This window comes from Nonomuraea sp. NPDC003727, from assembly GCF_053586935.1.
This window is the reverse complement of sequence record NZ_JBSFNE010000022.1, coordinates 50,611-75,373: the sequence shown is the minus strand read 5'-3', so window position 1 is coordinate 75,373 and position 24,763 is coordinate 50,611. Positions and strand designations below refer to the sequence as shown.

Below are 24,763 nucleotides of genomic sequence, written 5' to 3'. Positions count from 1 at the left end.
ACGGGGCCTCATCACCAGGGCCTCACTGGGCGTTGGCGGCGGCGGCGTCGACGAGGCCCTTCTGCAGCGCGGCCACGTCCTTGCTGCCGATGAACAGGCCGACCGCCTCGTTGACGGCGGCGAGCCACGGCTGGTTGACGGCCACGCCGTGCTGGATGGATCCGGCCAGCTTGTCGGCCGACCAGTCCTTCAGCGCGTCACCGAGGTAGTCGGTGTAGAGGGAGGCGTCGGCGTCCTTGCGGGCCGGGATGGAGCCCTTCTTCGGGTTGAAGGCGTCCTGGCCCTCCTTGCTCGCCGCCACCTTGAGCCAGGCGATCGCGCCGTCCCTGTTCTTGGCGCCCTTGGGGAGGGTGAAGCTGTCCGACAGCCACAGGTAGGTGCCCCCGGTGCCGGGCGCGGGCGCCCAGTCGAAGTCGGTCTTCGACTTCTTGCCGAGACCGCCGTCCGGCGGGTTGTGGAAGTAGCCGTAGGCCCAGTCGCCCATGATGTTGAAGGCGGCCTTGCCCTCCGCCACCTGCGCGGCGGCCGGCTGCCAGTCGTCCTGCGGGTCACCCGCGTACGACAGGATCGTCTTGAAGTTCTCCAGCGCCTTGGTGACCTCGGGGGAGCCCCAGTCGGCGCCCGGCTTGAACAGCGCGTTGTAGCCGTCGGTGCCGAGGGAGCCGAGCAGCACGCTCTCCATCAGGTGGGTGACGGTCCACTCCGAGCCGATCGACAGCGGGATCTTGCCCTTGGCCTTGACCTTCTCCAGCGCGGCGACGAACTCCTCGATCGTCTTGGGCGCGCCCGCGACCCCGGCCTCCTTGAGGACGCTCGGGTTGAACCAGAGGATGTTCGAGCGGTGGATGTTGACGGGCACCGAGTAGATCTTGCCCTGGTAGCTGATCTGCTCGACCAGCTGTGCGGGGAAGACGTCCTTGAGCTTCAGCTCGTCGTAGAGGAAGGTCAGGTCCTCCAGGTCGCCCGCCTTGATGTAGCCCTGCAGTTCGGCGCCCGCGTGCCCCTGGAAGGTGTCAGGCGGGGTGTCCGCCTGGAGTTTGGACTGCAGCAGCGCCTTGGCCTTGTCGCCCGAGCCGCCCGCGACCGCGGCGTCGAAGAAGGAGAAGCCGGCGTTCTGCTTCTCGAAGATCTCCTTCATGGCTTTCAGGCCGTCGGCCTCGCCGGGGCCGGTCCACCAGGAGAAGACCTCCACCTGCTTCTTCGCGTCGCCGCCCGCGCCGGAGGCCTGGCCCGACGGAGCCGCGGGGCCGCCTCCGCCCCCGCAGGCCGTCAGCCCGAGCACGGCCGCCATGGTGATCGTCGCTAACCACCGTCGTCTCATCGCACACCGCTCCTTTGCCACGGTCGGGTGACAACGTTGTCAGTAGGGCAATCAACCCACTTCGCACTCCGCGACGTCAAGGCATGTGCGGGTAACAGCTCGGCATAGTCGGGGAGCGCTCTCTCGGGCCGCGCCCGGTCCGTGCGGAACGCCGGGCGTTCAGGGAGGCTGTGCGGGCTCGAGCCCTGCGCGACTCGAGCCCGCTGCCGCGCCCGCCGGACCACGACCTCCACCCCTCCGAGGAGGCCGGGCCCTCACGCGAACGCGACGTCCCGACGGATCGACCGGCGGCTCTCCCGCGTGTGGGTACACCCGGGAGCACCGGGCCGAGGCGTGTGCCGCCGGTCGATCACAGGGCAACGCTAGGCCGCGCGCGCCGCCGGCACATGCGCCGAGATGGCCATTCGGGCATGTATCCGGTGTGGGTCAACAATGTGTAGAGAATGTGCTCCGGCATGGTCAGGCACCGGCCCCCTGTGTACGCCCCCGGGCACCCGCGGCGCACCAGAACGGTCTGGCGGGAAAGCCGTAGGAAATTGTCGGTGCCACCGTTCACACTCCAGGTATGGCGGACGAGCCCCTCGAACTAGGCGAGATCTCCTTCTCCGACTGGCACGCCCACACCGACAAGATGGCCGAGGTCGGGTTCCTGACCATCGCCAGGCGGCTGCCCGCCCTCGTGGGGCAGGCGATGCGGATGGCATGGCGGGCCAGCCCCCGTGACACCGCGGCCACCGTCGGCTTCAACCTCGCGGGCGGCATCTTCACCGCCTTCGGGCTGCTGGCCACCACCGGCGTCCTCGAAGCACTGTTCAGCGAGGGGCCCACGCCCGAGCGGGTGTGGGCCGCGCTGCCGAGCCTCGCGGTGGTGGCGGGCGCCGCCGCGCTGCGCACGCTGACGCAGGCGGCCGCGGGCTGGGCGCAGTCCCGGCTCGACCCGCAGGTCTCCCGGCTCACCGAGGAGCGGCTGTACGGCCTGACCAGCCGGGTGCCGCTGGTGGCCTACGACGATCCCGACTTCCACGACGCGATGGAACGTGCCAGGGTGCGCGGCGTCGCCATGGCCGACGTGGTGGTGATGACGGCGATCGACGTGATGACCGCCGCCATCGGCATCGCCGCCGCGGCCGGCGTGCTGGGCATCCTGCACCCGGTTCTGCTGCCGCTCCTGGTCCTGGCCGTGCTGCCGGACGCGTGGGCGGCGGTGCGTTCGGCCAGGATGCGCTACTCGTACATGTACTCGCTGATCCCCGCCCGCAGGCGCAAGTGGATCATCGCCGAGCTGCTCGCCGACCGCTCCCCCGCCGCCGAGGTCCGCTCCTTCACCATGCGCGGCTTCCTGCTGCGGATGTACGACGCGGTGGCCAGGGCCGAGCAGGAGGTGCTGCTGCGGCTGGCCCGGCGGCAGACGATGGCCAGGCTGGTCGGCGAGGCGCTGGGCGGCCTCGGCACCGGCCTGGTCTACGTCGCGCTGGGCGTGCTGCTGGCCGTCGGGGCGCTGCCGCTGGCCGTGGCCGGCACCGCCGTCCTGGCGATCAGGCAGGGCCAGATGTCGCTGAGCAACCTCATGTACGCCACCAACCGCCTCTACGAGGAGGGCCTGTACTTCACCGACTTCCTCGACTTCTGCGCCGACGCCGAGCGGCGGATCGCCGACCCGAGGCCCACGCCCGCGCCCAGATCGTTCGACGAGATCAGGGCCGAGGACATCACCTTCACCTATCCGGGCTCCGACAGCCCGGCGCTGCGCGGGGTGTCCATCAGGGTCGGCAAGGGCGAGGTCATCGCGTTCGTCGGCGAGAACGGCTCGGGCAAGACCACGCTCGCCAAGATCCTGTCGGGCCTCTACGAGCCGGACGGGGGCACCGTCAGCTGGGACGGGCTCGACGTGCGGGAGGTGCCGCCCGAGGAGCTGCGCCTGGCCACCGCCGTCATCGCACAGGACCACACCAGGTGGCCGCTGACGGCCCGCTACAACATCACGATGGGCACCGACAAGGGCGAGCCCGCACTGGTCGCCGCGGCGGAGGTGGCCGGCGCCGACGAGGTCGTGGCCGAGCTGCCCCACGGCTACAGCACGCTGCTCGACCGGCGGTTCAAGGACGGCCAGGAGCTGTCGGGAGGGCAGTGGCAGCGCATCGCGGTGGCGCGCGGCTTCCACCGCGACGCGCCGCTGCTGATCTGCGACGAGCCCACCGCCGCGCTCGACGCCAGGGCCGAGCACGCGCTGTTCGAGCGCATCCGCCGGCACTCCGACGGGCGCACCGTGCTGCTGATCACGCACCGGCTGGCGAGCGTGCGCTACGCCGACCGGATCTACGTGCTCGACCACGGCAAGGTGGTGGAGGAGGGCACGCACGAGCAGCTGATGGCCGAGGACGGCCTCTACGCCGACCTCTACAACCTCCAGGCGCAGGCCTACCGCTGACCGACCGGGCCGCCCGTGCGGGTCGGGGCCGGGGCGGAGTACCGCAGGGGCGTGCGTGCCGGGGTCGCCGGGGCCAGGTATCGCCGGGGGCGTCGTGCCGGGCGGGTGTGCGGTGCGGGTGGTCAGGCCAGGAGGGCCTGCATGATGCGGCGGGCGATCGGGGCGGCCACGTCGCCGCCGGAGCCGGACCGCTCGACCACCACGCCCACCGCCACCCGCGGGCTGTCGGCCGGGGCGAAGGCCGTCAGCAGCGCGTGGTCCCGCGCTCCCGGCGCGTTCTCCGCCGTGCCCGTCTTGGCCGCGACCACCACGCCGGGCAGCGCCGCCGCCGTACCGGTGCCGCCCTCCTCGGTGACGTTGACCATCATCGCGGCGAGCTGCGCGGCCTCGCGCGGGCTCATCGCCGAGCGCCACTGCGACGGCTCGGCCGTGTCGATGACCGAGCCGTCGGGCAGGCGCACCTCGTCCACGAGATAGGGCCGCATCAGCGCGCCGCCGTTCGCCACGGCGGCCGACAGCATGGCGATCTGGAGGGGGGTGGCCTTGTCGTCGAACTGGCCGATGGCCGACAGCGCGGTCTGGGCCTGGTCGAGACCGCTGGGGTAGACGCTCATGGAGACCGGCATCGGGACGGTCAGCGTGTCGTCGTTGAACCCGAACGCCTCGGCCTGCTGGCGCAGCGCGTCCTGTCCTATGTCGAGGCCCATGGCGGCGAAGGCGGTGTTGCAGGAGATCTGGAAGGCGTAGGCCAGCGGGGGGCGCCCGTCGCCGCACGCCGCTCCCCCGGCGTTGCGCAGGTACGTCGAGGTGCCGGGCAGCAGCAGGCTGCTGGGCGCGTCGACGGGCGAGTCCGCCTCGTAGGTCCCCGAGTTCAGCGCGGCGGCGCTGGTGACGACCTTGAAGGTGGAGCCGGGCGGATAGTTCTGGTTGAGCACCCTGTTGAGCAGCGGCCGGCCCGGGTCGGCGTGCAGCAGCGCGTCGGCCTCCCTCAGCTTGGCCGGGTCGAAGGTGCTGTAGAGGTTGGGGTCGTAGGAGGGGTAGGAGACCATCGCCAGGATCGCCCCCGTCGTGGGGTTGACCGCCACCGCGGCGCCACGCCGTCCCGTCGCGGCCAGTCCTTCGTAGGCGGCCCGCTGCGCGCGCGGCTCGATGGTGGTCCGCACGTCGGCGCCCTCGCTGATGCCGTCCGTCACCAGGGCCCGCACCCGCGCCTTCGGGGCGCTGCCGGTCAGGGCGTCGTCCTCGGCCCGCTCCAGACCCGTGGTGGTGTACAGGGAGGCGTGGCCGGTGACGGTCGCGTACAGGTCGCCGCCGGGGTAGACGCGCCGGTAGGCATAGCTGGGGTCCTTCGTCCTGCGGCTGACGGCCATGACCGTGCCGTCACGGGCGAGGATCTTGCCGCGCGGATGCGCGAACTTGGAGATCACCGTGCGGTGGTTGCGCGGGTCGGCGTTGAGGCTCGCCGTCCTGAACCCCTGGATGAGGGTGACGTTGGCGAGGAGCGCGAACATCATCGCCGCGCACACCATCGCCGCGCGACGCAGCGGGATGTTCATCCGTCTCGCCCGGGGCCCGGCCATCAGACGCGCGCGGAGGGGACTGCCCGCTTCCGCTGACCGGGCACCGTGGAGAGGTGAACCCCGTGGCCCGGGCCGCGTTCCGAGGCGGCGGTCACGAGGCGCGCCCTGACGTGAGAACGGCGATCGGCGTCGTGCGGGCGGGGCTCGCCCTTCGGGAGGCTGCGGAAGCGGCTTGGCGAGAAGCCGCTCCCTTCAGGGAGCGGAGGAGTCACACCTCCCGGTTTAGCAACCGCAATCCCAAGCGGGGGCTAGAGCACGCTGCGGTAGTAGGAAATCTTGTGCTGGATGTAGCGCTGGCGCTCGATCAGGTTGTCGATCTGGCCGCGCACCCTGATGTCGTGCTCCTCCAGGAGCGCGATCCTGTCGGGAATGGTGTGGTCGCCCGCGCGCACCAGCTCGGCGAAGCGCAGCATCTGGGCGATCGGCATGCCCGTGTCGCGCAGGCACCGGATCGTGCCGAGCCAGCCGAGGTCGTCCTCGGAGAACCTGCGCTGCCCCGCGGCGTTACGGTCGACGGGGGCCAGCAGACCGATCTTCTCGTAGTAGCGAAGGGTGTCGAGGCTGAAGCCGGTCTCCTCGACCACCTCAGCGGGCGTGTAGACGGTCACACGGCCGATCCTTCCACCTGGAGTGCACTCCAGGTCAACCGCTTGACACGGAGCGCCCTCCAGGTCGGCGCCGTGCCCAAGCTGGACGACACGCTCACGGCGCGGCTGGACGCGCCGTGCTGAGGTGGCCGGCGAGGTAGCGGCGGACCAGCTGCTTGCACTCGGCGATGAGCTCGGGGTCGCCGTCGGGGCTCCTGCTGAAGGCCAGCTTCAGTACGGCGTCGGCGGCCTCGACGGCGACACGCAGCGCCAGGTCGAGCCGTTCGCCCTCCGGCTTGTCGTACAGGCCGACGACGAGGGCGCGCAGCCGCTCGGCCACGACGGCGCTGTTCTCGGTCGCCGCGTCGAGCATGTGGCTGGTGCCCGGCAGGGCCGGACCGCCGGGCGTGGGCAGCACCTCGCCGAAGTCGACCACCGCGAAACCCGCTGTGCTGCGCTTCATCGCCACGAACTCGTCGATCGCCAGGTCGGACAGCTCCGACCAGTGGGCGAGATCGGCCGTCGCGATGCGGTCGGTGACGCGGGTGAGGAACCTGTCGAGGTTCCGCATGGCCAGCGCCCTGACCAGACCCTGCTTGTCGGGGAAGAACTGGTAGAAGGTGCCGATGGGCACCTCGGCCCTGCGGGCGACCTCCTTGGTGGTCAACCCGTCGTAACCCACTTCGTCCAGGAGCGAGGCGCACTCGTCGAGCATCCGCTCGACCCGCTCGGCGCTGCGGCGTTGGGAGGGACGGCGGCGCAGAGTAGTCGTCATGCTCCCATCCTTGCCCATTCCGGCGGCCGTGCCGCGCGACTCCGGCTCCTTGATCGCCTAATATGACCGGTTATGTTCCTCTGGGGTACGGCCACCGCCGCCTACCAGATCGAGGGCGCCGTCCACGAGGACGGCCGCGGCACCTCCATCTGGGACACCTTCTCCCACGAGCCCGGCAGGACCCGTGACGGGCACACCGGCGACGTGGCCTGCGACCACTACCATCGCTGGCCCGAGGACCTCGACCTGATGAGCGACCTGGGCGTCAACGCCTACCGGTTCTCGATCGCGTGGCCGAGGATCCAGCCCGACGGCTCCGGCGCCGTCAACCCGAAGGGGCTCGACTTCTACGACCGGCTCGTGGACGGCCTGGGCGAGCGCGGCATCACCCCCGTGCCCACGCTGTTCCACTGGGACCTCCCCCAGGCGCTGGAGGACAGGGGCGGGTGGCTCGACAGGGACACCGCGTACCGCTTCGCCGACTACGCCGCGGTCGTGGCCGAGCGGCTCGCCGACCGCGTACCGATGTGGATCACGCTCAACGAGCCGTTCGTGCACATGGTGTTCGGCTACGCGATGGGGGTGCACGCGCCCGGCCGGGCGCTGATGCTCGACGCGCTGCCGGTGGCGCACCACCAGTTGCTCGGTCACGGGCTGGCCGTAGGGGCGCTGCGGGCGGCTGGCGCCCGGCAGGTGCTGGTGACCAACAACTGCACCCCCGTGTGGGCGCAGGACGCGGCGGCGGGCGACGCGTACGACGCCCTGCACAACCGCCTGTTCAACGATCCCGTGCTGTTGGGGCGCTACCCCGACCTGTCGGCCTACGGCGTCACCCTCGACTGCGTCCGCGACGGCGACCTGGAGATCATCTCCACCCCGCTCGACGGGCTCGGCATCAACTACTACAACCCCACACGGATCGGCGCCCCCACCGACGACACGCTGCCGTGGACCGACCTCGGCATCACCGGCTACCCCACCACCGCCTTCGGCTGGCCGGTGGTCCCCGACGGGCTGCGCGAACTGCTGGTGGGCCTGCGCGACCGGTACGGCACGGCGCTGCCGCCGATCTACATCACCGAGAACGGCTGCTCCTATCCCGAGCAGGACGACCAGGCCAGGATCGCCTTCCTCGACGGCCACCTCGCCGCCCTCCGCGCCGCCCAGGACGAGGGGGTCGACGTGCGGGGCTACTTCGTGTGGTCGCTGCTGGACAACTTCGAGTGGGCCGAGGGCTACCACCAGCGCTTCGGCCTGGTCCACGTCGACTTCGCCACCGGCAGGCGCACGCCCCGCGCCTCCTACCACTGGCTGAAGGACCGGCTCTCCGGCACCGCGCACCCGTAGCCGACACGCGCCGGGGGCGGCCCGCATCCCGCCCGGCCCGAACCGGCTGGTCCCACGCGGTACGGCCCGCATCCCGCCCGGCCCGACGGGTGCCCGGTCCCGGCGGGTGCGGTCCACCTGCCGCCCGGCCCGCCCGGTCCCGCCGGGTGGGCCGCGGCGGGCGGCTCGAACGGATCAGGCGCGGCTCAGAACACCGACACGTGCACGTGGTCCCAGTGGTTGGCGGTCACGCCGCCGCGGTCGGACATCATGTCCCAGCCGCCGCCGGTGCGCACGTCGTAGTAGCGCTGCTTCCAGATGATGTACATGACTCCGAGCCGCGACCCGTTGGAGATCAGCCACTGGGCCAGCTCGTCGCCCCTGACCAGGTTGGCGCCGGTGGCCATGGTGCCGCCGGGGCTCATCATGAAGTCGCACGCCCGGCCCTTGCCGTGCTCGCCGGGGTCGCCGACGCGCAGGCAGCCGACGCCGTAGAACATCGGGAAGTTGCGCATCACCTCCTCGCGGACCGAGATCATGCGCGAGGTGAGGCCGTTGGCATTGCCGGGCTGCTGGATGCCGTACTTGGCCAGCAGCTTCTCGATATCGCGTCGCTTGCTCTGCATCTTCTTGACGTCGCGCTCGAGGTCGTCGATCTTCGCGGCGGCCTCCTTCTTCGCCTTGTTGGCGTTGGCGACCATCTCCTTGATGCGGCCGAGTTTGGAGGTGCGTTCGGCCGACAGATAGGTCATGTTCGCCGCCTGCCCCAGCACCTGGTACGGCTCACCGGGGATGGAGAACAGGCTGGTGCCGTCGAACGGCCCCTGGATGTAGGTGGTCTGCGCGATCTGGCTGACCTCGACCTCGGCGGCGGCGAGCGCGGCCTTGAGGTTGCCCGCCCGGTCGGTGGCCTTCTTCGCGGCCAGCCTGGTGTCCTCGAGGCTCTCGAGGGTGCCGCGGTAGACCTTGTTGAGGTCGGCCGCCTGCTTGGTGAGCTGGCGCAGCTTGGTCCTGTTGTCGGGGTCGGCGGTCGCCGCGTGCGGCAGGGGGACGGCGACCAGCGCGACGAGGATGACGGCGAGCGCGGCAAGACGCCCTGATCTCACGCCCATCCTCCCCTCATAGACGCAGCGACTATAGAAGATGATCTTGATTGCTGCCACCCGAACCATGGAACTCGTGCGCCTTTGGCGAAGTATCTAGCACTTTGTCCGACAACAGGCCAACACTTGGGTCTTGCCGAGCCCCCGACGCCGGGTGACATTTCGAGCATTCCGTCTTCTGCAAAGGGGCAGAACTTGTCTCGTACTTTCACCCTCGTCACAGCCGTGACCGCCTGTCTGGCCACCTCCCTGGTGGCGGGGCAGGCCGTCGCGGCTGAGGACCCTGCCTTACCCCCGTCCGACCGGATCGAGCTCTACCAGGTGGACGGCCCGCCGGGCACCGGTCAGGCGCTCGCCGAGGACGGCGTCGACGTCGTGCAGAAGCAGGCCGTCGCCGGCAAGGAGCACATCGAGTTCACCGCCGACCAGGCCGACCTGGTCAGGATCACCAAGCTCGGGCACAAGCCGCAACCTGTTCGCAACCCGCAGGGCCAGACGCAGCTCGAGGCCGCCAAGGCGCAGGCCGCGGGCGGCTACACGGTCTGGCGCAGCTACTCCGAGCAGGGCGGCATCGCCGACCAGCTCAAGGCCATCGCCGACGCCAACAAGGACATCGTCAAACTGCAGTCGATCGGCAAGACGATCAAGGGGCAGGACATCCTGGCGGTCAAGGTGACCAAGCACGCCAGGATCCTGCCGGACGGCGCCAGGCCCGCCGCCCTCTACTCGGCGACCCAGCACGCCCGCGAGTGGATCGCGACAGAGGTCGACATGCGGCTGCTGAAGCACGTGGTGGCCAACAAGAAGGCGCTGGCCGACCTGCTGGGCTCGACCGAGCTGTGGTTCGTGCCCGTCGCCAACCCCGACGGCTACGACTACACCTTCACCGAGGGCAACCGCCTGTGGCGCAAGAATCTGCGGGACAACAACGGAGACGGGCAGATCACCGCGGGCGACGGCGTCGACCCCAACCGCAACTTCCCCACGAACTTCCACTATGACGAGGAAGGCGCCTCCAGCGTCCCGAGCAGCGAGACCTACCGGGGAACCGGCCCTGCCAGCGAGCCCGAGACCAGGGCGATGGACGGGCTGCTGCGCCGGATCAAGTTCAAGCTGCAGCTCAACTACCACTCCTTCGGTCCGCTGCTGCTGTACCCGATGGGCTGGCAGATGTACACGCAGACCGCCGACAACCCGGTCTACGAGGCCCTGACCGGCACCGACGCCAACCCCGCCGTCCCCGGCTTCAACCCGGGCCTCGCCGCGGGAGAGCTGTACATCACCAACGGCGACACCAACGACCGCGCGCACGCCCAGTACGGCACGCTGTCCTGGACGCCGGAGCTGAACGAGGGCTGCGACGGCTGCGGCTTCGTCTTCCCCGACGACGAGGCGCTGGTCCAGGCGGAGTTCGACAAGAACCTGCCCTTCGCCCTCGACATCGCCAGATCGGCGGCCAACCCGGTCGAGCCGGTCAGCCACCTGGGCAACACCACGCCCGACTTCGTGGTCGACGACTTCGAGGTCAGCCACGGCACCGACCAGGTCGTGCAGGTCAACGCCAAGCGCAAGCTCGGCCCCGTGGTCGTGCAGTACCAGGTCAACGGCGGCCGCACCAGGACCGCGCTCACCACCGAGTGGAAGGGCGGCGAGCGGTACGGCAAGGGCTACAACGTCTACTACCACCAGCTCCGCGGCAAGATCACCGGCACCAAGCCCGGCGACAGCGTCAAGGTCTGGTTCCGGTCGCTGACCAAGAAGAGCGCCGACTTCACCTACAAGGTGGCCGACGACATCGGCGGCAAGGTGCTCATCCTGGCGGCCGAGGACGTCACGGGCATCAGCCCCGCGCAGGGTGTGACGGAGTCGAAGTACGTCGACGACTACGCCAAGGCGATCTCCGAGGCCGGCTACACCTCCGACGTCTATGACATCGACAAGAACGGCCGCAAGGCGCCGCACCCGCTGGGCGTGCTCAGCCACTACCAGGCCGTGGTGTGGGAGACCGGTGACGACATCAACCCGCGCTCGGCCGGACAGGTGCCCGGCACCATCGCCAGGCACAGCGTCGAGACCGAGATCGCGGTGCGCGACTACCTCAACGAGGGTGGCAAGCTGCTGTCGGCAGGCAAGTACGCCCACTACGCGCGCAACGCCAACCAGGGCTTCTTCTTCCAGCCCGACCCCTCGCTCGGCGAGTGCGTGGTCGCGGCCACGCCGCCGTGCTTCGAGATCAACAACGACTTCCAGCAGTACTGGCTGGGGGCCTACATCTGGTTCGACAACGGCGGCACCAACCCGCAGACGCACGAGCCGTACGCGCTCAAGGGCAGGGTGGGCGCCTTCGACGGCTTCACCGGCACGCTGAACGGCGGCGACTCGGCAGGCAACCAGGACCATAACAACTCGTGGGTGGCCACCTCGGCGATCCTGCCGGTCGAGACCTTCCCGCAGTTCGAGAGCAGGGCGGGCATCTCCTGGGACCGGCCGGGCGGGCCGTTCGACCCGCACACGGGGTCGTGGGACGTGCAGAGCGGCATCGCCGACGCCTCCTGGAAGCGCCTGACCAGGACGATCGACCTGACCGGGAAGAGCAGCGGTGAGCTGACGTTCTGGGCCTCGCGCGACACCGAGGCGGACTGGGACTTCTTCACCGTCGAGGCGCACACCGTCGGCCAGGACGACTGGACGACGCTGCCGGACGCCAACGGGCACACCACCCAGTCCACCGGGTCGAGCTGCAACACGCCCAGCGGCCAGCACTGGCGGACCATCCACCCCTTTACCACCCGTTACCAGGGGCCGAACTGCGAGCCGACCGGCAGCAGCGGCGCGTGGCACGCGGCCAGCGGCAACTCGGCAGGCTGGCAGGAGTGGAAGATCGACCTGACGCCCTACGCAGGCAAGCAGGTCGAGATCTCGCTGTCGTCCATCACCGACTGGTCCACCCACCAGGCGGGCGTCTTCCTCGACGACGCGAAGGTCACGCTCGACGGCGCGGTGACCGAGCAGACCTCCTTCGAGTCCGACCTCGGCGGCTGGACGGCGGGTGGACCGCCGCCCGGCTCGGGCCCGCTGCTCAACACCTGGGCCCGCACGGACAAGGTCTTCGACGAGGGCGGCGGCATCGTCACCAAGGACACCGTCCTGCTCGGGTACGGCGTCGAAGGCGTCACCACGCAGGCACAGCGCACCGATCTGGTGAAGCGGTCGCTGGCGCACCTGCTGGGCGACTCCCGCTAGCGCACGGCGCTGAGGGGTACGGCTCTGTGGGCCGTACCCCTCTTGCGTGCCTTCACAGAACATGATTCGGTCTCCCAAAGGAAGCAAGCACTCGGTCACATGAGAAGGGTCACGACATGCGCCAGCACGACACGCTGTTCATCGGGGGCGAATGGGTGGCTCCGGCGGGCACCGGCATCATCGAGGTCGTCAACCCCCACACCGAGCAGGTCGTCGGCCGGGTCCCCGACGGGACGCCCGCCGACATGGACCGCGCTGTGGCCGCCGCCCGCGAGGCCTTCGACCACGGCCCTTGGCCCAGGCTCAGCTTCGGCGAGCGGGCCGCGGCGATCGGCAGGCTCGCCGACATCTACGCCGCGCGGCAGGGCGAGATGGCCGCCCTCATCACCGAGGAGATGGGCTCGCCGATCACCTTCTCGCAGCTGGCCCAGGCCCCCCAGCCGCTCGGGATGCTCCAGTACTACGCCGAGTACGGCAAGACCTTCCAGCAGGAGGAGGAGCGCCCCGGCCTGTTCGGCCCCACGACGGTGCGCAGGGAGCCCGTCGGCGTGGTCGCCGCCGTCGTGCCGTGGAACGTCCCGCAGTTCGTCTCCATGACGAAGATCGCCCCCGCGCTGCTCGCGGGGTGCACGATCGTGCTCAAGCCCGCCCCCGAGACCCCGCTCGACGCCTACCTGCTGGCCGAGATGGTGCAGGAGGCCGGCATTCCCGGCGGCGTGCTCAACATCGTCCCCGCCGGCCGCGAGACGGGCGAGCACCTGGTCTCCCACCCCGGCGTCGACAAGGTGGCCTTCACCGGCTCGACCGCCGCGGGCCGCCGCATCGCCGCGATCTGCGGCGAACAGCTCAAGCGGTGCAGCCTGGAGCTCGGCGGCAAGTCGGCGGCGATCGTGCTCGACGACGCCGACCTCGGCGCGAGCATGGGCATGCTCGCCATCGCCTCGCTCATGAACAACGGCCAGGCCTGCGTGGCCCAGACCCGCATCCTCGCCTCCCGCCGCCGCTACGACGAGGTCGTCGAGGCCGTGGCGGGCATGGTCACCTCGCAGGTCGTCGGCGACCCCGCCGATCCGGCCACCGGCATCGGCCCGCTGGTCGCCAAGCGGCAGCAGGAACGTGTCGAGGGCTACGTCAAGCTCGGCATGGACGAGGGCGCGAAAATCGTCGTGGGCGGCCTCGACCGGCCCTTCGACACGGGCTGGTACGTCGCGCCCACCGTCTTCTCCGGCGTCAGCAACGACATGCGCATCGCCCGCGAGGAGATCTTCGGCCCGGTCCTGGCCGTGATCCCCTACGAGGACGAGGCCGACGCCGTCCGCATCGCCAACGACAGCGACTACGGCCTGGCCGGCACGGTGTGGACGGCCGACACCGAGCACGGCATGGACATCGCGCGCCAGGTCCGCACCGGCACCTACGGCGTCAACTGCTTCATGCTGGAGTCCAACGTGCCCTTCGGCGGCTACAAGGCCAGCGGGGTCGGCCGCGAGCTCGGCCCCGAGGGGCTGTCCGCCTACCTGGAGTACAAGACCATCGCCCGGCTCGGCTGAGTCCCGGCGACGAAGTGCCCCGGTACGGCGTGCCGTACCGGGGCAGGGTGCGGGGCGGCACCCAGCGCGCCCCCGCGACGCTGGGCGTTCACCCGGCTACAGAAGTATGTCCCGCGTCTACCGCCGTGATGGCCGATGCGGCCGATGGCAGTCCCCCGGCGGGTTCCTTCCTTACGTCATAGGTAGACGCTCTTCATCCGGAAAAGGTTCGATCTAGTCCCGCGCGGTGTTCGTGGTGATCCACTTGCCGACGCGACGGATGAGTTCGGGTGTCGCGGCCGACTCGGCGTGCCCGAAGCCGGGCTCGATCCACAGCTCCTTCGGCTCGCGGGCGCCGTCGAAGATCTGGTGGGCGTGCTCCAGCGGGAAGAAGGTGTCGGCGTCGCCGTGCACGACGAGCAGAGGCGTCGGCGAGATCAGCGCGGCGGCCTCGTACGGCGGCATCGGGATCGGGTCCCACTGGCCGCGGGCGATCCTGGTGCGCTTGACCACCCGCGCCGCCAGCCTGCCGAACGGCCGCTCGATCGCCCAGTGCACCTGGCGCATCGGCCTGGTGTCGCGGTAGTACCAGCGGGCGGGCCCGCTCACCGCGGCCACCGCGTCCACGCCGCGGTGCAGTGCCGCGTGCCGGACGGCCACCGCCGCCCCCATCGAGAAGCCGGCCACCGCCACCGAGGAGTAGCCGGCGACCCGCGCGTGCCGGACGGCCGCCTCCAGGTCGAGCACCTCCCTGTCACCCACGGTGCTCTCGCCGCCCGAGCGGCCGTGGCCGCGGAAGTCGAAGGCCAGCACGCCGCCGAACCCGCTCAGCACGTGGACGATCCTGCGGGCGGTGCGGTCGCGCCACGACCCGGTGAAGCCGTGCGCCACCACGATGCCGAGGTCGCCGCGGCCACGGGTGGGGGTGTGGGCGGCGTCGATCCGGACGCCGTCGGCGGTCCTGAGCATGACCGGGAAGCTGGTGGCGAAAGGCATGGAGCGAGCCTACTGACGGAGCTCGGCGCTCCCGATGACCTGCCTGATGCGGGAGTCCTCGGCGGCCTTGACGGCGTCGTCCGAGTCGGAGATCATGATGCGCGCGGCGCTCTGCCGGATGTGCTCGCCCACCTCGAAGCCGGCGGGCAGCACGGTGACGATGGCCCCCACGGCGATCGCGCCGTCCACCGCCGCGTTGAGATCCGCTCCCCGGGGCAGGCAGACGACCACCCGGTCGCCGGGGCGCAGCCCGCGGCGCCGGAGCAGGTCTTCTGTGCTCATGCGACTCAGGCTAGGGAGCACGCTTCGCCCGCACATGGGGCGTAATATGCAGACCGCTATGCAGAACCCAGGCCGTGCTCCACGGCCCAGAGCGCGATCTGCGCGCGCGAGGTGAAGCCGAGCTTCTCCATGATGTTGGCGATGTGCCGGGCGACGGTGGCGGGGCTGATGACCAGCTCGTCGGCGATGCCTTTGTTGGACAGCCCGCGGGTGAGCAGGCCGGCGATCTCCTGCTCGCGGGCGGTGAGCACCGGGTGCGGCACCTCGGCCACGGCCGGGGCCGGCAGGCTCCCCGCCGCTCCCCCGCCCTCCAGCACCAGGCGCGCGACCTCGACCGGGTCGAGCTGCCTGCCCCTCGACCACTGCAGCGCCGTACGGCCCTCGCCGAGCTTGTCGCGGGCGCGGGCGAGCAGGTCCTCGATCCGGCCCGAGCCGGTCGGCTCGCCCATCTCCTCGGCGAGCGCGGTCGCCGCCCCCGAGCACAGCACGGCCGACCCCAGGTCGCCCTCGACGTCGGCCAGCCGTGACAGCACCCGCAGCACGCGCGCGACGCCGAGCCGCTGACCCGTCCGCCGCGCCAGTTCCAGGCACTCGGCCAGCAGTTCCCTGGCCATGGCGTGGTCCCTGCGGCCCACCGCGGCCTTGGCGACCATGACCAGGCAGCGCTCCATCTCCACCCTGTTGTCGAGGTCGCCGAAGATCGCGGCGGCCTCGCGGTAGTGGCTCACCGCCGCCTCGGTGTCGCCGCGCCACTCGGCCACCGCGGCGAGCTGGCTGGTCGCCATCGCGACGTGCCACGGGTGGCCGTTCTCCCTGGCGACCGACAGCGCCTCGCCCGCGTGCCGTTGCGCCAGGCGCAGCTGGCCCCTGACGCCCGCGAGGACGGCGAGGCACGAGTGCGCGATGACCCTGTTGAAGGTGTCGTCGTGCGCTCTCGTGGTGGCCACGACCTCCTCGAAGTGCCGCTCCGCCCGGTCGAACTGGCCGGTGCGCAGCAACAGCACCCCCGCCACGTTGAGCGTGACGCCCTTTCCGAGGCTGTGCGGGACCGTCTCCTGCTCCTTGAGCGCCTCCGCGACCACCCGCTCGCAGCCGGCCAGGTCGTCCCTCGCCTCGAGCCCGTAGGCGAGCGCGCCCTTGCTGAGCGCGATCACCTCGGGCGGCACGCCCGTCAGGTCGAGGCGCAGCAGCCGCTCGAACCAGTCGACGCCCTCGGCGATCTGCCCGTGGACGGCCAGCAGCGCCGAGGCCACGTACGCCAGGCGCAGCCCCAGCAGGGCGTTGCCCGACTCGACCGCCCAGCCCACGGCGGCCCTGCAGTCGTCGAGCAGGCTCCTGCCCCTGACGAAGAACGGCAGGCGCTCCGGCCACGGCGCCCGCGGCGCCGCCAGGCCCGACTCGAAGCACCGTTCCTGCACCTCGCAGATCACCCGCAGGTGGCGGTCACGGAACCAGGCGACCTCGCCGCTGTCGCGCAGGCGCTCGGCGGCGAACTGTTTGATCGTCTCCAGCAGGCGGTAGCGCCCCCCGTCAGCCAGCAGCAGCGACTTGTCGGCCAGGCCGGCCAGCAGGTCGAGCATCTCCTCCGCGGGCAGTTCCCGCTCGTCGGCGCACACCTGCTCGACCAGGTCGAGATCGAAGAGCCCGGCGAAGACCGCCAGCCGCCGCAGCAGCACCCGCTCCTTCGGGGTGAGCAGGTCGTGGCTCCACTCCACGGCGGCCAGCAGCGTCCGCTGCCTGGCGGGAGCCGTACGGTCACCGCTGGTCAGCAGCCGGAAGCGGTCGCCGATCCGGTCGGCGATCTGCGCGGGACTGAGCACCCGGGTGCGGGCGGCGGCCAGCTCCAGGGCCAGGGGCAGCCCGTCGAGCGCCACGCACAGCCTGGCCACGTCGTCGAAGTCGACACCGGCCAGCCTGGTGCCCACGGCCATCGCCCGGTCGGTGAACAGCAGCACGGCCTCGGCGTCGGGATGGCGGGCGTCCGGCAGGTCGAGCGGGGGCACCCGCCAGACCAGCTCGCCGGGAACGCGCAGCGCCTCCCTGGTCGTCAGGAGGATCCGCAGGTCGGGACAGCGCGCCAGCAGCTCCGACACCAGTTCGGCGCACCGCTCGACGACCTGCTCGCAGTTGTCGAGCACGAGCAGGGCCCGGGCGCCGCGCAGCCGTACGCGCAGGCCGTCGAGCGCGGGCCGCGACCGTTCCTCCCGCACGCCGAGCACGGTGGCGATCTCGTGCGCCACCAGGTCGGCGCTGGTGATCCTGGCCAGCTCGACCAGCCACACGCCGTCGGGGAAGTCGGGCACCACCCTGGCGGCCACGCGCAGCGCGAGGCGCGTCTTCCCGATGCCGCCCACGCCGCAGAGCGTGACCAGGCGCTGATCGCGCAGCAGTCCGCACAGCTCGTCCATGTCACGCGTGCGGCCGACGAAACGATTCGGTTCGACCGGGAGGTTATGCGATGTCATGCCTTCAACCGGAGTATTCAGGGCAGGCGTCACCGCGAGTGTGCATGCGATCACCCAGCTACACAAGCGGTTCGGAGGTCAATCAGCGGCGCGCTCTCATCTTCGCGCACATGCGGCTCCGTCTTCCGGAATTCGATCCGTTCCCGCCGGACCCGTGGTACGGACGTGGTGATCCACGGCGTCGCGGTCCTGCGTGCCGTTCCTCAGGCCAGGCGCGTCATGAGCTTCGGGAGCAGCGGGGCCAGCCATCCCAGCAGCCCCCACACCAGGAGGTAGGCGCCCGGATCCCAGCCGGGCACGGCGAGCGACACCGCCAGCCAGACCACGGCCAGCGCGGCGTTGACCGACACGACCCAGCTCACCCGCACCGCCCTGCGCAGCGGTCCGGCGCCCATCACGTACAGGGCGGTGGCCGGCACCGCCACGCCGAGGACGGCCGCGCCGAGCCGTACGGCCGCCGCGGGGTCGTCCAGCGGGAGCAGTCCGGGGGCCAGGGCGCCGAGCACGCCCGCCAGGCACAGGTACCTGGCGGGCCCGCCCACGTGGTGGCGCAGCCCCTCGTCGTCCAGCCCGGCGTGGAAGGCCCTGGAGGCGCCCCTGCGCGCCCGCGCCTCCGCCGGGATGTTCAGCCGTTCCCGCCTGGCCCCGACCGCCCAGGGCACGCCGTAGACCACGAGGATCACCGCGAGGTACACGGCCAGGTTCCAGTCGCCCGGCCCGGCGGCGCGTACCGGCTCGCCGAGCCACACCAGCGGCGCCACCAGCATGCCCAGCACGAGCAGCGTCACGATCTCCATGCCCCAGCCGTCCCACCACGGACGCCGGGCCGCCCGGGGAACAGGGAGGCTGTTCCTCAGCGTTGTGTAGTCGCCACCCAGTTCCTCGGCGCGCCGCACCGCCTCCCCGTTCGGGCGGCCCTGGCGCTCGAGGATCAGTGCCCGCAGCAGCCACGGCTCCGGGTCGAGGGGCGAGTCCGAGATCAACCGGTCGACGTAGGCGTGCGCCCACGGGTAACGCCGCTCGTCCAGCAGCCTACGGACATGCCGCATGTGAGGGGACACAAGGTGAAGTCTGCCCTGTTGCTCCCACCACACCAAGGGTGTAACGGGATCAACTAAACTGGTTGCGCCGCATCGTCCCGCGGTCAGCCTCCACGAACACAGAGTGAGACCTCATCATGCCTTTGAACAGCCGCGACGACCTGCGGAACATCGCGATCATCGCGCACGTCGACCACGGCAAGACCACTCTCGTGGATGCCATGCTCTGGCAGTCCGGGGCCTTCCGCGCCAACCAGGACGTCGACGACCGTGTCATGGACTCCAACGACCTGGAGCGCGAGAAGGGCATCACCATTCTCGCCAAGAACACCGCCGTCAAGCACGGTGACATGACCCTCAACATCATCGACACCCCCGGCCACGCCGACTTCGGCGGCGAGGTCGAGCGCGGCCTGTCGATGGTCGACGGCGTGGTGCTGCTGGTCGACGCCTCCGAGGGGCCGCTGCCGCAGACGAGGTTCGTGCTGCGCAAGGCGTTCGCCGCGAAGATGCCCGTCATCCTGTGCATCAACAAGGTCGACCGCCCCGACGCCCGCATCAAGGAGGTCGTCGACGAGGTCTACGAGCTGTTCATGGACCTCGACGCGACCGAGGAGCAGATCGACTTCCCGATCGTCTACGCCTCCGCGAAGGCCGGCAGGGCCTCGCTGGAGCGTCCCGAGGACGGCGGCATGCCCGCTTCCGAGGACCTCGAGCCGCTGTTCGACGTCATCAAGCGCACGATCCCAGCGCCGACCTACGACCCGAGCGCGCCGCTGCAGGCCCACGTCACCAACCTCGACGCCTCCTCCTACCTGGGCAGGATCGCGCTGTGCCGCATCCACCAGGGCACGATGAAGAAGGGCCAGCAGGTCGCCTGGTGCAGGACCGACGGCACCGTCCAGCGCGTCAAGATCACTGAGCTGCTCATGACCGAGGCGCTGGAGCGCAAGCCGGCCGAGCAGGCGGGCCCCGGCGACATCATCGCGATCGCCGGCATCCCCGACATCATGATCGGTGAGACGCTGGCCGACCCCGACGACCCCCGCCCGCTGCCGCTGATCACCGTCGACGAGCCCGCGATCTCGATGACGATCGGCACCAACACCAGCCCCCTCGTCGGCAAGGTGAAGGGCTCGAAGGTCACCGCCCGCATGGTGAAGGACCGCCTCGACAAGGAATTGGTCGGCAACGTGTCGCTGCGCGTGCTGCCCACCGACCGGCCCGACGCCTGGGAGGTGCAGGGCCGTGGCGAGCTGGCCCTGGCCATCCTGGTCGAGCAGATGCGCCGCGAGGGCTACGAGCTGACCGTCGGCAAGCCGCAGGTCGTCACCAAGACCATCGACGGCAAGATCCACGAGCCGGTCGAGCGCCTGACGGTCGACTGCCCCGAGGAGTACCTCGGCGCGGTGACGCAGCTGCTCGCCGTCCGCAAGGGCCGCATGGAGCACATGACCAACCACGGCACCGGCTGGATCCGCATGGAGTTCGTGGTCCCCGCCCGCGGCCTCATCGGCTTCCGCACCGAGTTCCTCACCGAGACTCGCGGCACCGGCCTGGTCCACCACGTCTTCGAGGCCTACGAGCCGTGGTTCGGCGAGCTGCGCACCCGCAACAACGGCTCCCTGGTCGCCGACCGCTCCGGCCCGGTGACCGCCTTCGCCATGACGAACCTGCAGGAGCGCGGCGTGCTGTTCGTCTCGCCGGGCACCGAGGTCTACGAGGGCATGATCGTGGGCGAGAACTCCAGGTCCGACGACATGGACGTCAACATCACCAAGGAGAAGAAGCTCACCAACATGCGCTCGTCCACGGCCGACGTGACCGAGACGCTGATCCCGCCGCGGGTGCTGTCGCTGGAGCAGGCGCTGGAGTTCATCCGCGAGGACGAGTGCGTGGAGATCACGCCGGAGACCGTACGGATCCGCAAGGTCGTCCTCGACGCCGCCACCCGCGGGCGCGCCGCCGCCCGCGCCAAGCGCACCAACTGACCCGGCGCCCCGCCCCCGTGGGCGGGGTCCGTCGGATCGGAGCCTCTCGGGCCCCCGCGCCGTCCGGTCTCTCTCGAGCACCGGACAGTGCGGGGGCCTTCGTGCTGCCCGGACTTTTCCGGCGAACCTGACATCCTTCGCGGCTTTCTTGTCATCGTGCTCCGGCTGGTGCCCTGCGGTGATCCCTCCGTTACCCAGCGGCGTGGATCATGCTGGTTGTGGGCCGGCTGAGGAGCATCGTCGCGTACGCGCTGGCCGCGATCTCCGTGGGAGCCATCGTCTGGTGCGTGGTCGAGGCCAGACCCGTCACCTACGCGGCGCCCACCCCCACCCCCCACACCCCCTCGCTGCTCGAGGTGTACGGCGCGCAGGACCACACCCCCCGCAGGCCGCCCGAGCTGACCACCGAGGTGACGATCGCCGACGCCACCGACACCGACCTGGCGACGGTGCCGCAGGGCAGGATCGACGAGCGCGACCGGCAGCTGAAGATCACCGTGGTCCACCGCCTCGCCCTGGACCGCACCGACCTGCTGGCGACGCTCCTGCGTTCCGAGGGGCCCTTCCCCGACGACATCCAGGGCTTCACCGACCGCCGGCTCGGGGCGGTGAAGACCGACGACCGCGCGGCCGTCCTCACCCCCGCCACGAGGCTCGCCCCCGTGCTCACCACGTCCGGCTCGCGGACCACGGCGCGCTTCACGATCACGATGCTGCGCCAGGTCGCCGACGACGCGCTGCCACGGCTGGACTTCCTGCCCCCGACCGAGCAGGACGCGGCGGGCCTCGCACGCGAGATCACGCTGACCGCGCCCTCCTGGACGGTGATCAAGCTCGAGCGGGTGACACCCGAGACGGAACAGCCGGGCCGGCTGGCGTTCACCGCCTTCACCGCGCCGGTCTCGGTCCATCTCGCGCACCGGTCCTACGGCAGGCCCGACGCCGAGGAGACCGACCCGTTCTCCTGGACGCCCGTGCTGAGCGTCTTCACCGCGATCGCGCTGACCGTCTTCCTCGGCAAGGCGCTCGGCCCCTCGTGGTGGCGGCGGACGCCCAACCGCGAGCTGGCGATCGGCACCGTCCTGTGCGTGGTGGCGCTGCTGCTGGCCACGCTCCTGGCGGGCATGCCGTACCTGGGGCCGGTGATCCTGTTCGGCGCGCTGCCCATGCTGGCGCTGCGCCACGCGCGCCGGGTCGTGCCCGTCCGGCCGCCGTGGACCTCCACGGACGCGCTGCTCGTCACCGGCGTCGGCGTGCTGGTGGCCGGCGGCATGCTGTTCTGGTCGTTCGTCCACGGGCAGGTGCCGCCGCTGACGCTCGGCGCGGGCACCGCGACGGCGGCGCTGGCGGCGGCGGGCTCGGCCGTGGCCTTCAGCACCGACCTCGGCATCGCCGTCCTGGTGGCCAGGCTGGCCGCGGTCACGGCTGGCGTGGCGGTGGGCGCCCTGGCGCTGGCGCTGTGGGTGCGGGCGCTGATGAGCGGCGGCTACTTCCCTCCCGACAGCGTCCGGCTGGTGCTCGCGCTGTGCTGGTCGCTGATCGCGATCGGCGGGATCGCCGTCTCCACCCGGTCGTGGTCGCGCGTCGCGATCGTGGTGGCCGTGCTGGGCAGCCTGCTGCTGCTCGGCTGGCCGACCGAATGGCTCGACGCGGGCTCGTGGAGCGTCCAGCCGGACCAGATCGCCGACCGGACGCCGCCCCTGCTGGTGCTGGGACAGCCGCTCAACGAGGTCACTCGCGGCGCGCTCGGCCTGCTGCTGCTGACGTTCGCGCTGCTGGTGCTACGGCTGCGGCGGCTGGGTGCGTCACTCGACGCCATGGCCGACCCGGCGGTCGAGGCCACGGTGATCGTCTGCCTGATGGTCCTCTACCTCACCCCGCGCGCCGACCCCGACTCCACCGTGATCGAGCTGCCGCTGCCGTCGCTGGCCATCACCTCGCTCGTGGCGTGGGCGGCGGCCACCTGGCTGCTGTCGGGCCCGCGGCCCCAGATCGTCGAACCCTGCTCGCGGGCCGAGCACCGGGCGCTGGTCAGGGACGCGCTGCACCGGCGGGTGCTGCACGGATCCGAGCAGGAGCTCTACCGGCTGAGCAGGGGAAAGCTGGGATCCGGCGAGCTCACGATGGAGGGCTTCGAACGCCAGCGCCACGAACTCGACCACATGCTCACCGTCGAACCCCCGCACACCGAGACCGCCTTCGCCACCTCGGCGGCCTGCACGCCCTGGCAGAACGGCCTGGCGGCCTTCGTGGTGAGCCTGCTGCTGTCGCTGCCCTTCGCCCTCATCTACGGCTGGCCCGACGGGGTCGAGCTGACCAGCTGGGTGTTCGACTCCCGGTTCATGTTCACGCTGCCCGCCTTCGGGTTCCTCTACGGATACTTCTATCCGCGCCTGCGCGGCACGCAGCCGGTCACCAAGGCGCTCTTCGTGATGAGCGCGGCACTGGTCACCGAGCTGTCGGCCTACGTCCCGTCGCTCGTCGACCCCGACATCGGCGGCCTGGACAAGTTGCAGGTGGTCGCGATCGTGGTCGGACAGGGCGCGCTGGTCTTCATCGGCCTCGGCCTCTACTGGGAGTGGCGGATCATGTTCACGGCCGGGGAGCCGTGGGCCAGGGTGCGCAACATCCGCAGCGTCCGCAGCCTCGCCACCCCGCTGGTCGCCGTCGTGATCGCGGCCGGCACGACGGCGGCCACCTCGGCGGCGACCAAGACGGTGGACCGGATCCTCAAGGGCGACTCCACCACCAGCCAGAACGCCCCCTGACCCCGCCCATCCGCCCGTCTGCCCGGCCCGTCTGCCCGTCTGCCCGGCCCGCCCGCCCGTCTGCCCGCCCGCTCGCCCGCTCGCCCGGAGCAAGCCAGGCCGCTTCCCGGCGGTCGCCGCCAGGAAGGTGAGGTCGCGCGCCCGGCGGTCGCCGCCATGAAGGCGAGGTCGCCTTCCCGGCAGTCGCGGCCAGGAAGGTGAGGTCGCGCGCCACGACGGTCGCCGCCAGGAAAGTGAGGTCGCCGTGCCCGGCGGTCGCCGCCAGGGGACGCGAGGCCCGCTCGGGCGTTCTTCGTGGGATGGCGGGCGGATGGATCCGGGGCCCGGGGGTGGTTTTCCGGACTCAGGGGACAGGCGTGCGGATCAGCGGGGCGGCAGCTCGCTACCCCTGACGTGGGCGCAGAGCCACTCGACCAGCGGTGCGTAGTCGCGCCACGTCGTGCGGACCCGGTCGGCGGCCTGGACGGTGTGCACCCACGGCTCGGGCTCGAAATGCCGCCCGAAGTAGAGCGAGCGATGCCGTAGCAGCTCGAGGCGCGGATGGTCCTCGGGCACCCCGCGCGGCCTGGTCTTGAGCCGGTCGCCCTCGGCGGCGTAGCCGGCCTTCGCCAGCGTGTCGGCGATGCGCTGCAACGGCTTGCCCGAGATGTCCGCGTCGACGGCGGCCCGGTAGCGGGCCACCTGGTCGGAGGCGGTCGAGTAGAAGCCGCCCGCCGTGTAGAGGCCGGAGGCGTCCAGCTGGACGTAGAGGCCGATGCCGGGCATGGCGTCGACGAAGGCGCCCTGGTGCGTCTTGTAGGGCGACTTGTCCTTGGCGAAGCGGACGTCGCGATACGGCCGGAACAGCTGGGCGGGGCCGAACTCGGCGGCCAGGTCCTCGACCAGGGCCAGCATGGGCGCCCTGACCGCCTCCTCGTAGAGCTGCTTGTGCCGCGTGAAATAGGCCTTGCTGTTGTCGGCCTCAAGGCCCTCGTAGAAGACGAAGGCCTCGTCGGGGAAGCCGGTGAATCCCATCCTCACAGGGTGCCATGCGGTACCGACAGCCACCGCACCGCCACCCGAACCGACGTCCCTGCGATCCCCAGCCTGCCCGTCCCATGCGACCGGCGCCCGGGCCGGACGCATCTCCTGGGGTGTGAAGCCATCGATCGGGGAGACCCATGAGCCTTGACGAGGAGTACACCGCCTACGTGAGTGGCCAGCTGTCCTGGTTGCGGAAGATCGACGGCCCTGCAGCGGATCGCCCTGTGACGAGTCTTGATCTCTCACACCGCTGAGGGCCTGGCCGGCTTCTCGGCGGACCGCTGTTCAACGTCGTCGGTCGCTGGA

At 71.0% G+C, this 24,763-nt stretch carries 16 protein-coding genes; 6 read left to right on the top strand and 10 right to left on the bottom strand.

What is annotated here, in order from left to right; translation table 11 throughout:
• Positions 1–22 precede the first annotated feature (22 nt).
• Positions 23–1,321: an extracellular solute-binding protein gene (locus ACWDLG_RS37970; protein ID WP_449929364.1), complete on the bottom strand. Its 1,299-nt coding sequence runs from the start codon at positions 1,319–1,321 to the stop codon at positions 23–25.
• Positions 1,322–1,886: 565 nt separating this feature from the next.
• On the opposite strand from ACWDLG_RS37970, the gene ACWDLG_RS37965 reads away from it, so the two are divergent.
• A complete protein-coding gene (locus ACWDLG_RS37965) occupies positions 1,887–3,749 on the top strand; it encodes an ABC transporter ATP-binding protein (protein WP_354921943.1) in 1,863 nt (620 codons plus the stop codon).
• A 122-nt stretch (positions 3,750–3,871) separates the two neighbouring features.
• On the opposite strand, the gene ACWDLG_RS37960 is transcribed toward ACWDLG_RS37965, so the two are convergent.
• The 3 genes from ACWDLG_RS37960 to ACWDLG_RS37950 form a co-directional block, all read right to left on the bottom strand.
• On the bottom strand, positions 3,872–5,305 hold the full coding sequence (locus ACWDLG_RS37960) for a peptidoglycan D,D-transpeptidase FtsI family protein (RefSeq protein WP_449929362.1): 1,434 nt from the start codon (positions 5,303–5,305) through the stop codon (positions 3,872–3,874).
• Positions 5,306–5,577: 272 nt separating this feature from the next.
• Entirely contained in the window at positions 5,578–5,937 is a 360-nt protein-coding gene (locus ACWDLG_RS37955; RefSeq protein WP_354921949.1) for a MerR family transcriptional regulator, read from the bottom strand.
• A gap of 94 nt (positions 5,938–6,031) precedes the next feature.
• Positions 6,032–6,691, bottom strand: a complete 660-nt coding sequence (locus ACWDLG_RS37950; RefSeq protein WP_449929359.1) for a TetR family transcriptional regulator — start codon at positions 6,689–6,691, stop codon at positions 6,032–6,034.
• Positions 6,692–6,763: 72 nt separating this feature from the next.
• Between ACWDLG_RS37950 and ACWDLG_RS37945 the strand changes: the two genes are divergently transcribed.
• On the top strand, positions 6,764–8,038 hold the full coding sequence (locus ACWDLG_RS37945) for a GH1 family beta-glucosidase (RefSeq protein ID WP_449929357.1): 1,275 nt from the start codon (positions 6,764–6,766) through the stop codon (positions 8,036–8,038).
• 185 nt (positions 8,039–8,223) lie between these two features.
• On the opposite strand, the gene ACWDLG_RS37940 is transcribed toward ACWDLG_RS37945, so the two are convergent.
• Positions 8,224–9,129 (bottom strand): coiled-coil domain-containing protein, encoded by a 906-nt coding sequence (locus ACWDLG_RS37940; RefSeq protein ID WP_449929433.1) that lies wholly within the window; start codon positions 9,127–9,129, stop codon positions 8,224–8,226.
• Between the two features lie 186 nt (positions 9,130–9,315).
• On the opposite strand from ACWDLG_RS37940, the gene ACWDLG_RS37935 reads away from it, so the two are divergent.
• Both ACWDLG_RS37935 and ACWDLG_RS37930 read left to right on the top strand, forming a co-directional pair.
• The gene (locus ACWDLG_RS37935) at positions 9,316–12,363 is read left to right on the top strand and encodes a M14 family zinc carboxypeptidase (RefSeq protein WP_449929355.1); all 3,048 of its coding nucleotides are present in this window, start codon (positions 9,316–9,318) and stop codon (positions 12,361–12,363) included.
• Between the two features lie 116 nt (positions 12,364–12,479).
• Positions 12,480–13,913, top strand: coding sequence for an aldehyde dehydrogenase (locus ACWDLG_RS37930; protein ID WP_449929353.1), 1,434 nt, complete (start codon positions 12,480–12,482; stop codon positions 13,911–13,913).
• Between the two features lie 213 nt (positions 13,914–14,126).
• On the opposite strand, the gene ACWDLG_RS37925 is transcribed toward ACWDLG_RS37930, so the two are convergent.
• From ACWDLG_RS37925 to ACWDLG_RS37910, 4 genes are all read right to left on the bottom strand, one after another.
• The gene (locus tag ACWDLG_RS37925) at positions 14,127–14,888 is read right to left on the bottom strand and encodes an alpha/beta hydrolase (protein WP_449929351.1); all 762 of its coding nucleotides are present in this window, start codon (positions 14,886–14,888) and stop codon (positions 14,127–14,129) included.
• Positions 14,889–14,897: 9 nt separating this feature from the next.
• A complete protein-coding gene (locus tag ACWDLG_RS37920; protein WP_449929349.1) occupies positions 14,898–15,170 on the bottom strand; it encodes an AMP-binding protein in 273 nt (90 codons plus the stop codon).
• Positions 15,171–15,226: 56 nt separating this feature from the next.
• Entirely contained in the window at positions 15,227–17,635 is a 2,409-nt protein-coding gene (locus tag ACWDLG_RS37915; protein ID WP_449929347.1) for a LuxR C-terminal-related transcriptional regulator, read from the bottom strand.
• Between the two features lie 203 nt (positions 17,636–17,838).
• Positions 17,839–18,684, bottom strand: a complete 846-nt coding sequence (locus ACWDLG_RS37910; RefSeq protein WP_449929345.1) for a hypothetical protein — start codon at positions 18,682–18,684, stop codon at positions 17,839–17,841.
• A gap of 128 nt (positions 18,685–18,812) precedes the next feature.
• Here ACWDLG_RS37910 and typA point away from each other — a divergent pair, with 128 nt between their 5' ends.
• Positions 18,813–20,666 (top strand): translational GTPase TypA, encoded by a 1,854-nt coding sequence (typA, locus tag ACWDLG_RS37905; RefSeq protein WP_449929343.1) that lies wholly within the window; start codon positions 18,813–18,815, stop codon positions 20,664–20,666.
• Positions 20,667–20,884: 218 nt separating this feature from the next.
• Positions 20,885–23,434 (top strand): hypothetical protein, encoded by a 2,550-nt coding sequence (locus ACWDLG_RS37900; protein WP_449929341.1) that lies wholly within the window; start codon positions 20,885–20,887, stop codon positions 23,432–23,434.
• A gap of 363 nt (positions 23,435–23,797) precedes the next feature.
• Here the strand turns inward: ACWDLG_RS37900 and ACWDLG_RS37895 are convergent, their stop codons facing one another.
• Positions 23,798–24,448, bottom strand: coding sequence for a DUF2461 domain-containing protein (locus ACWDLG_RS37895; RefSeq protein WP_354921982.1), 651 nt, complete (start codon positions 24,446–24,448; stop codon positions 23,798–23,800).
• Positions 24,449–24,763 lie beyond the last annotated feature (315 nt).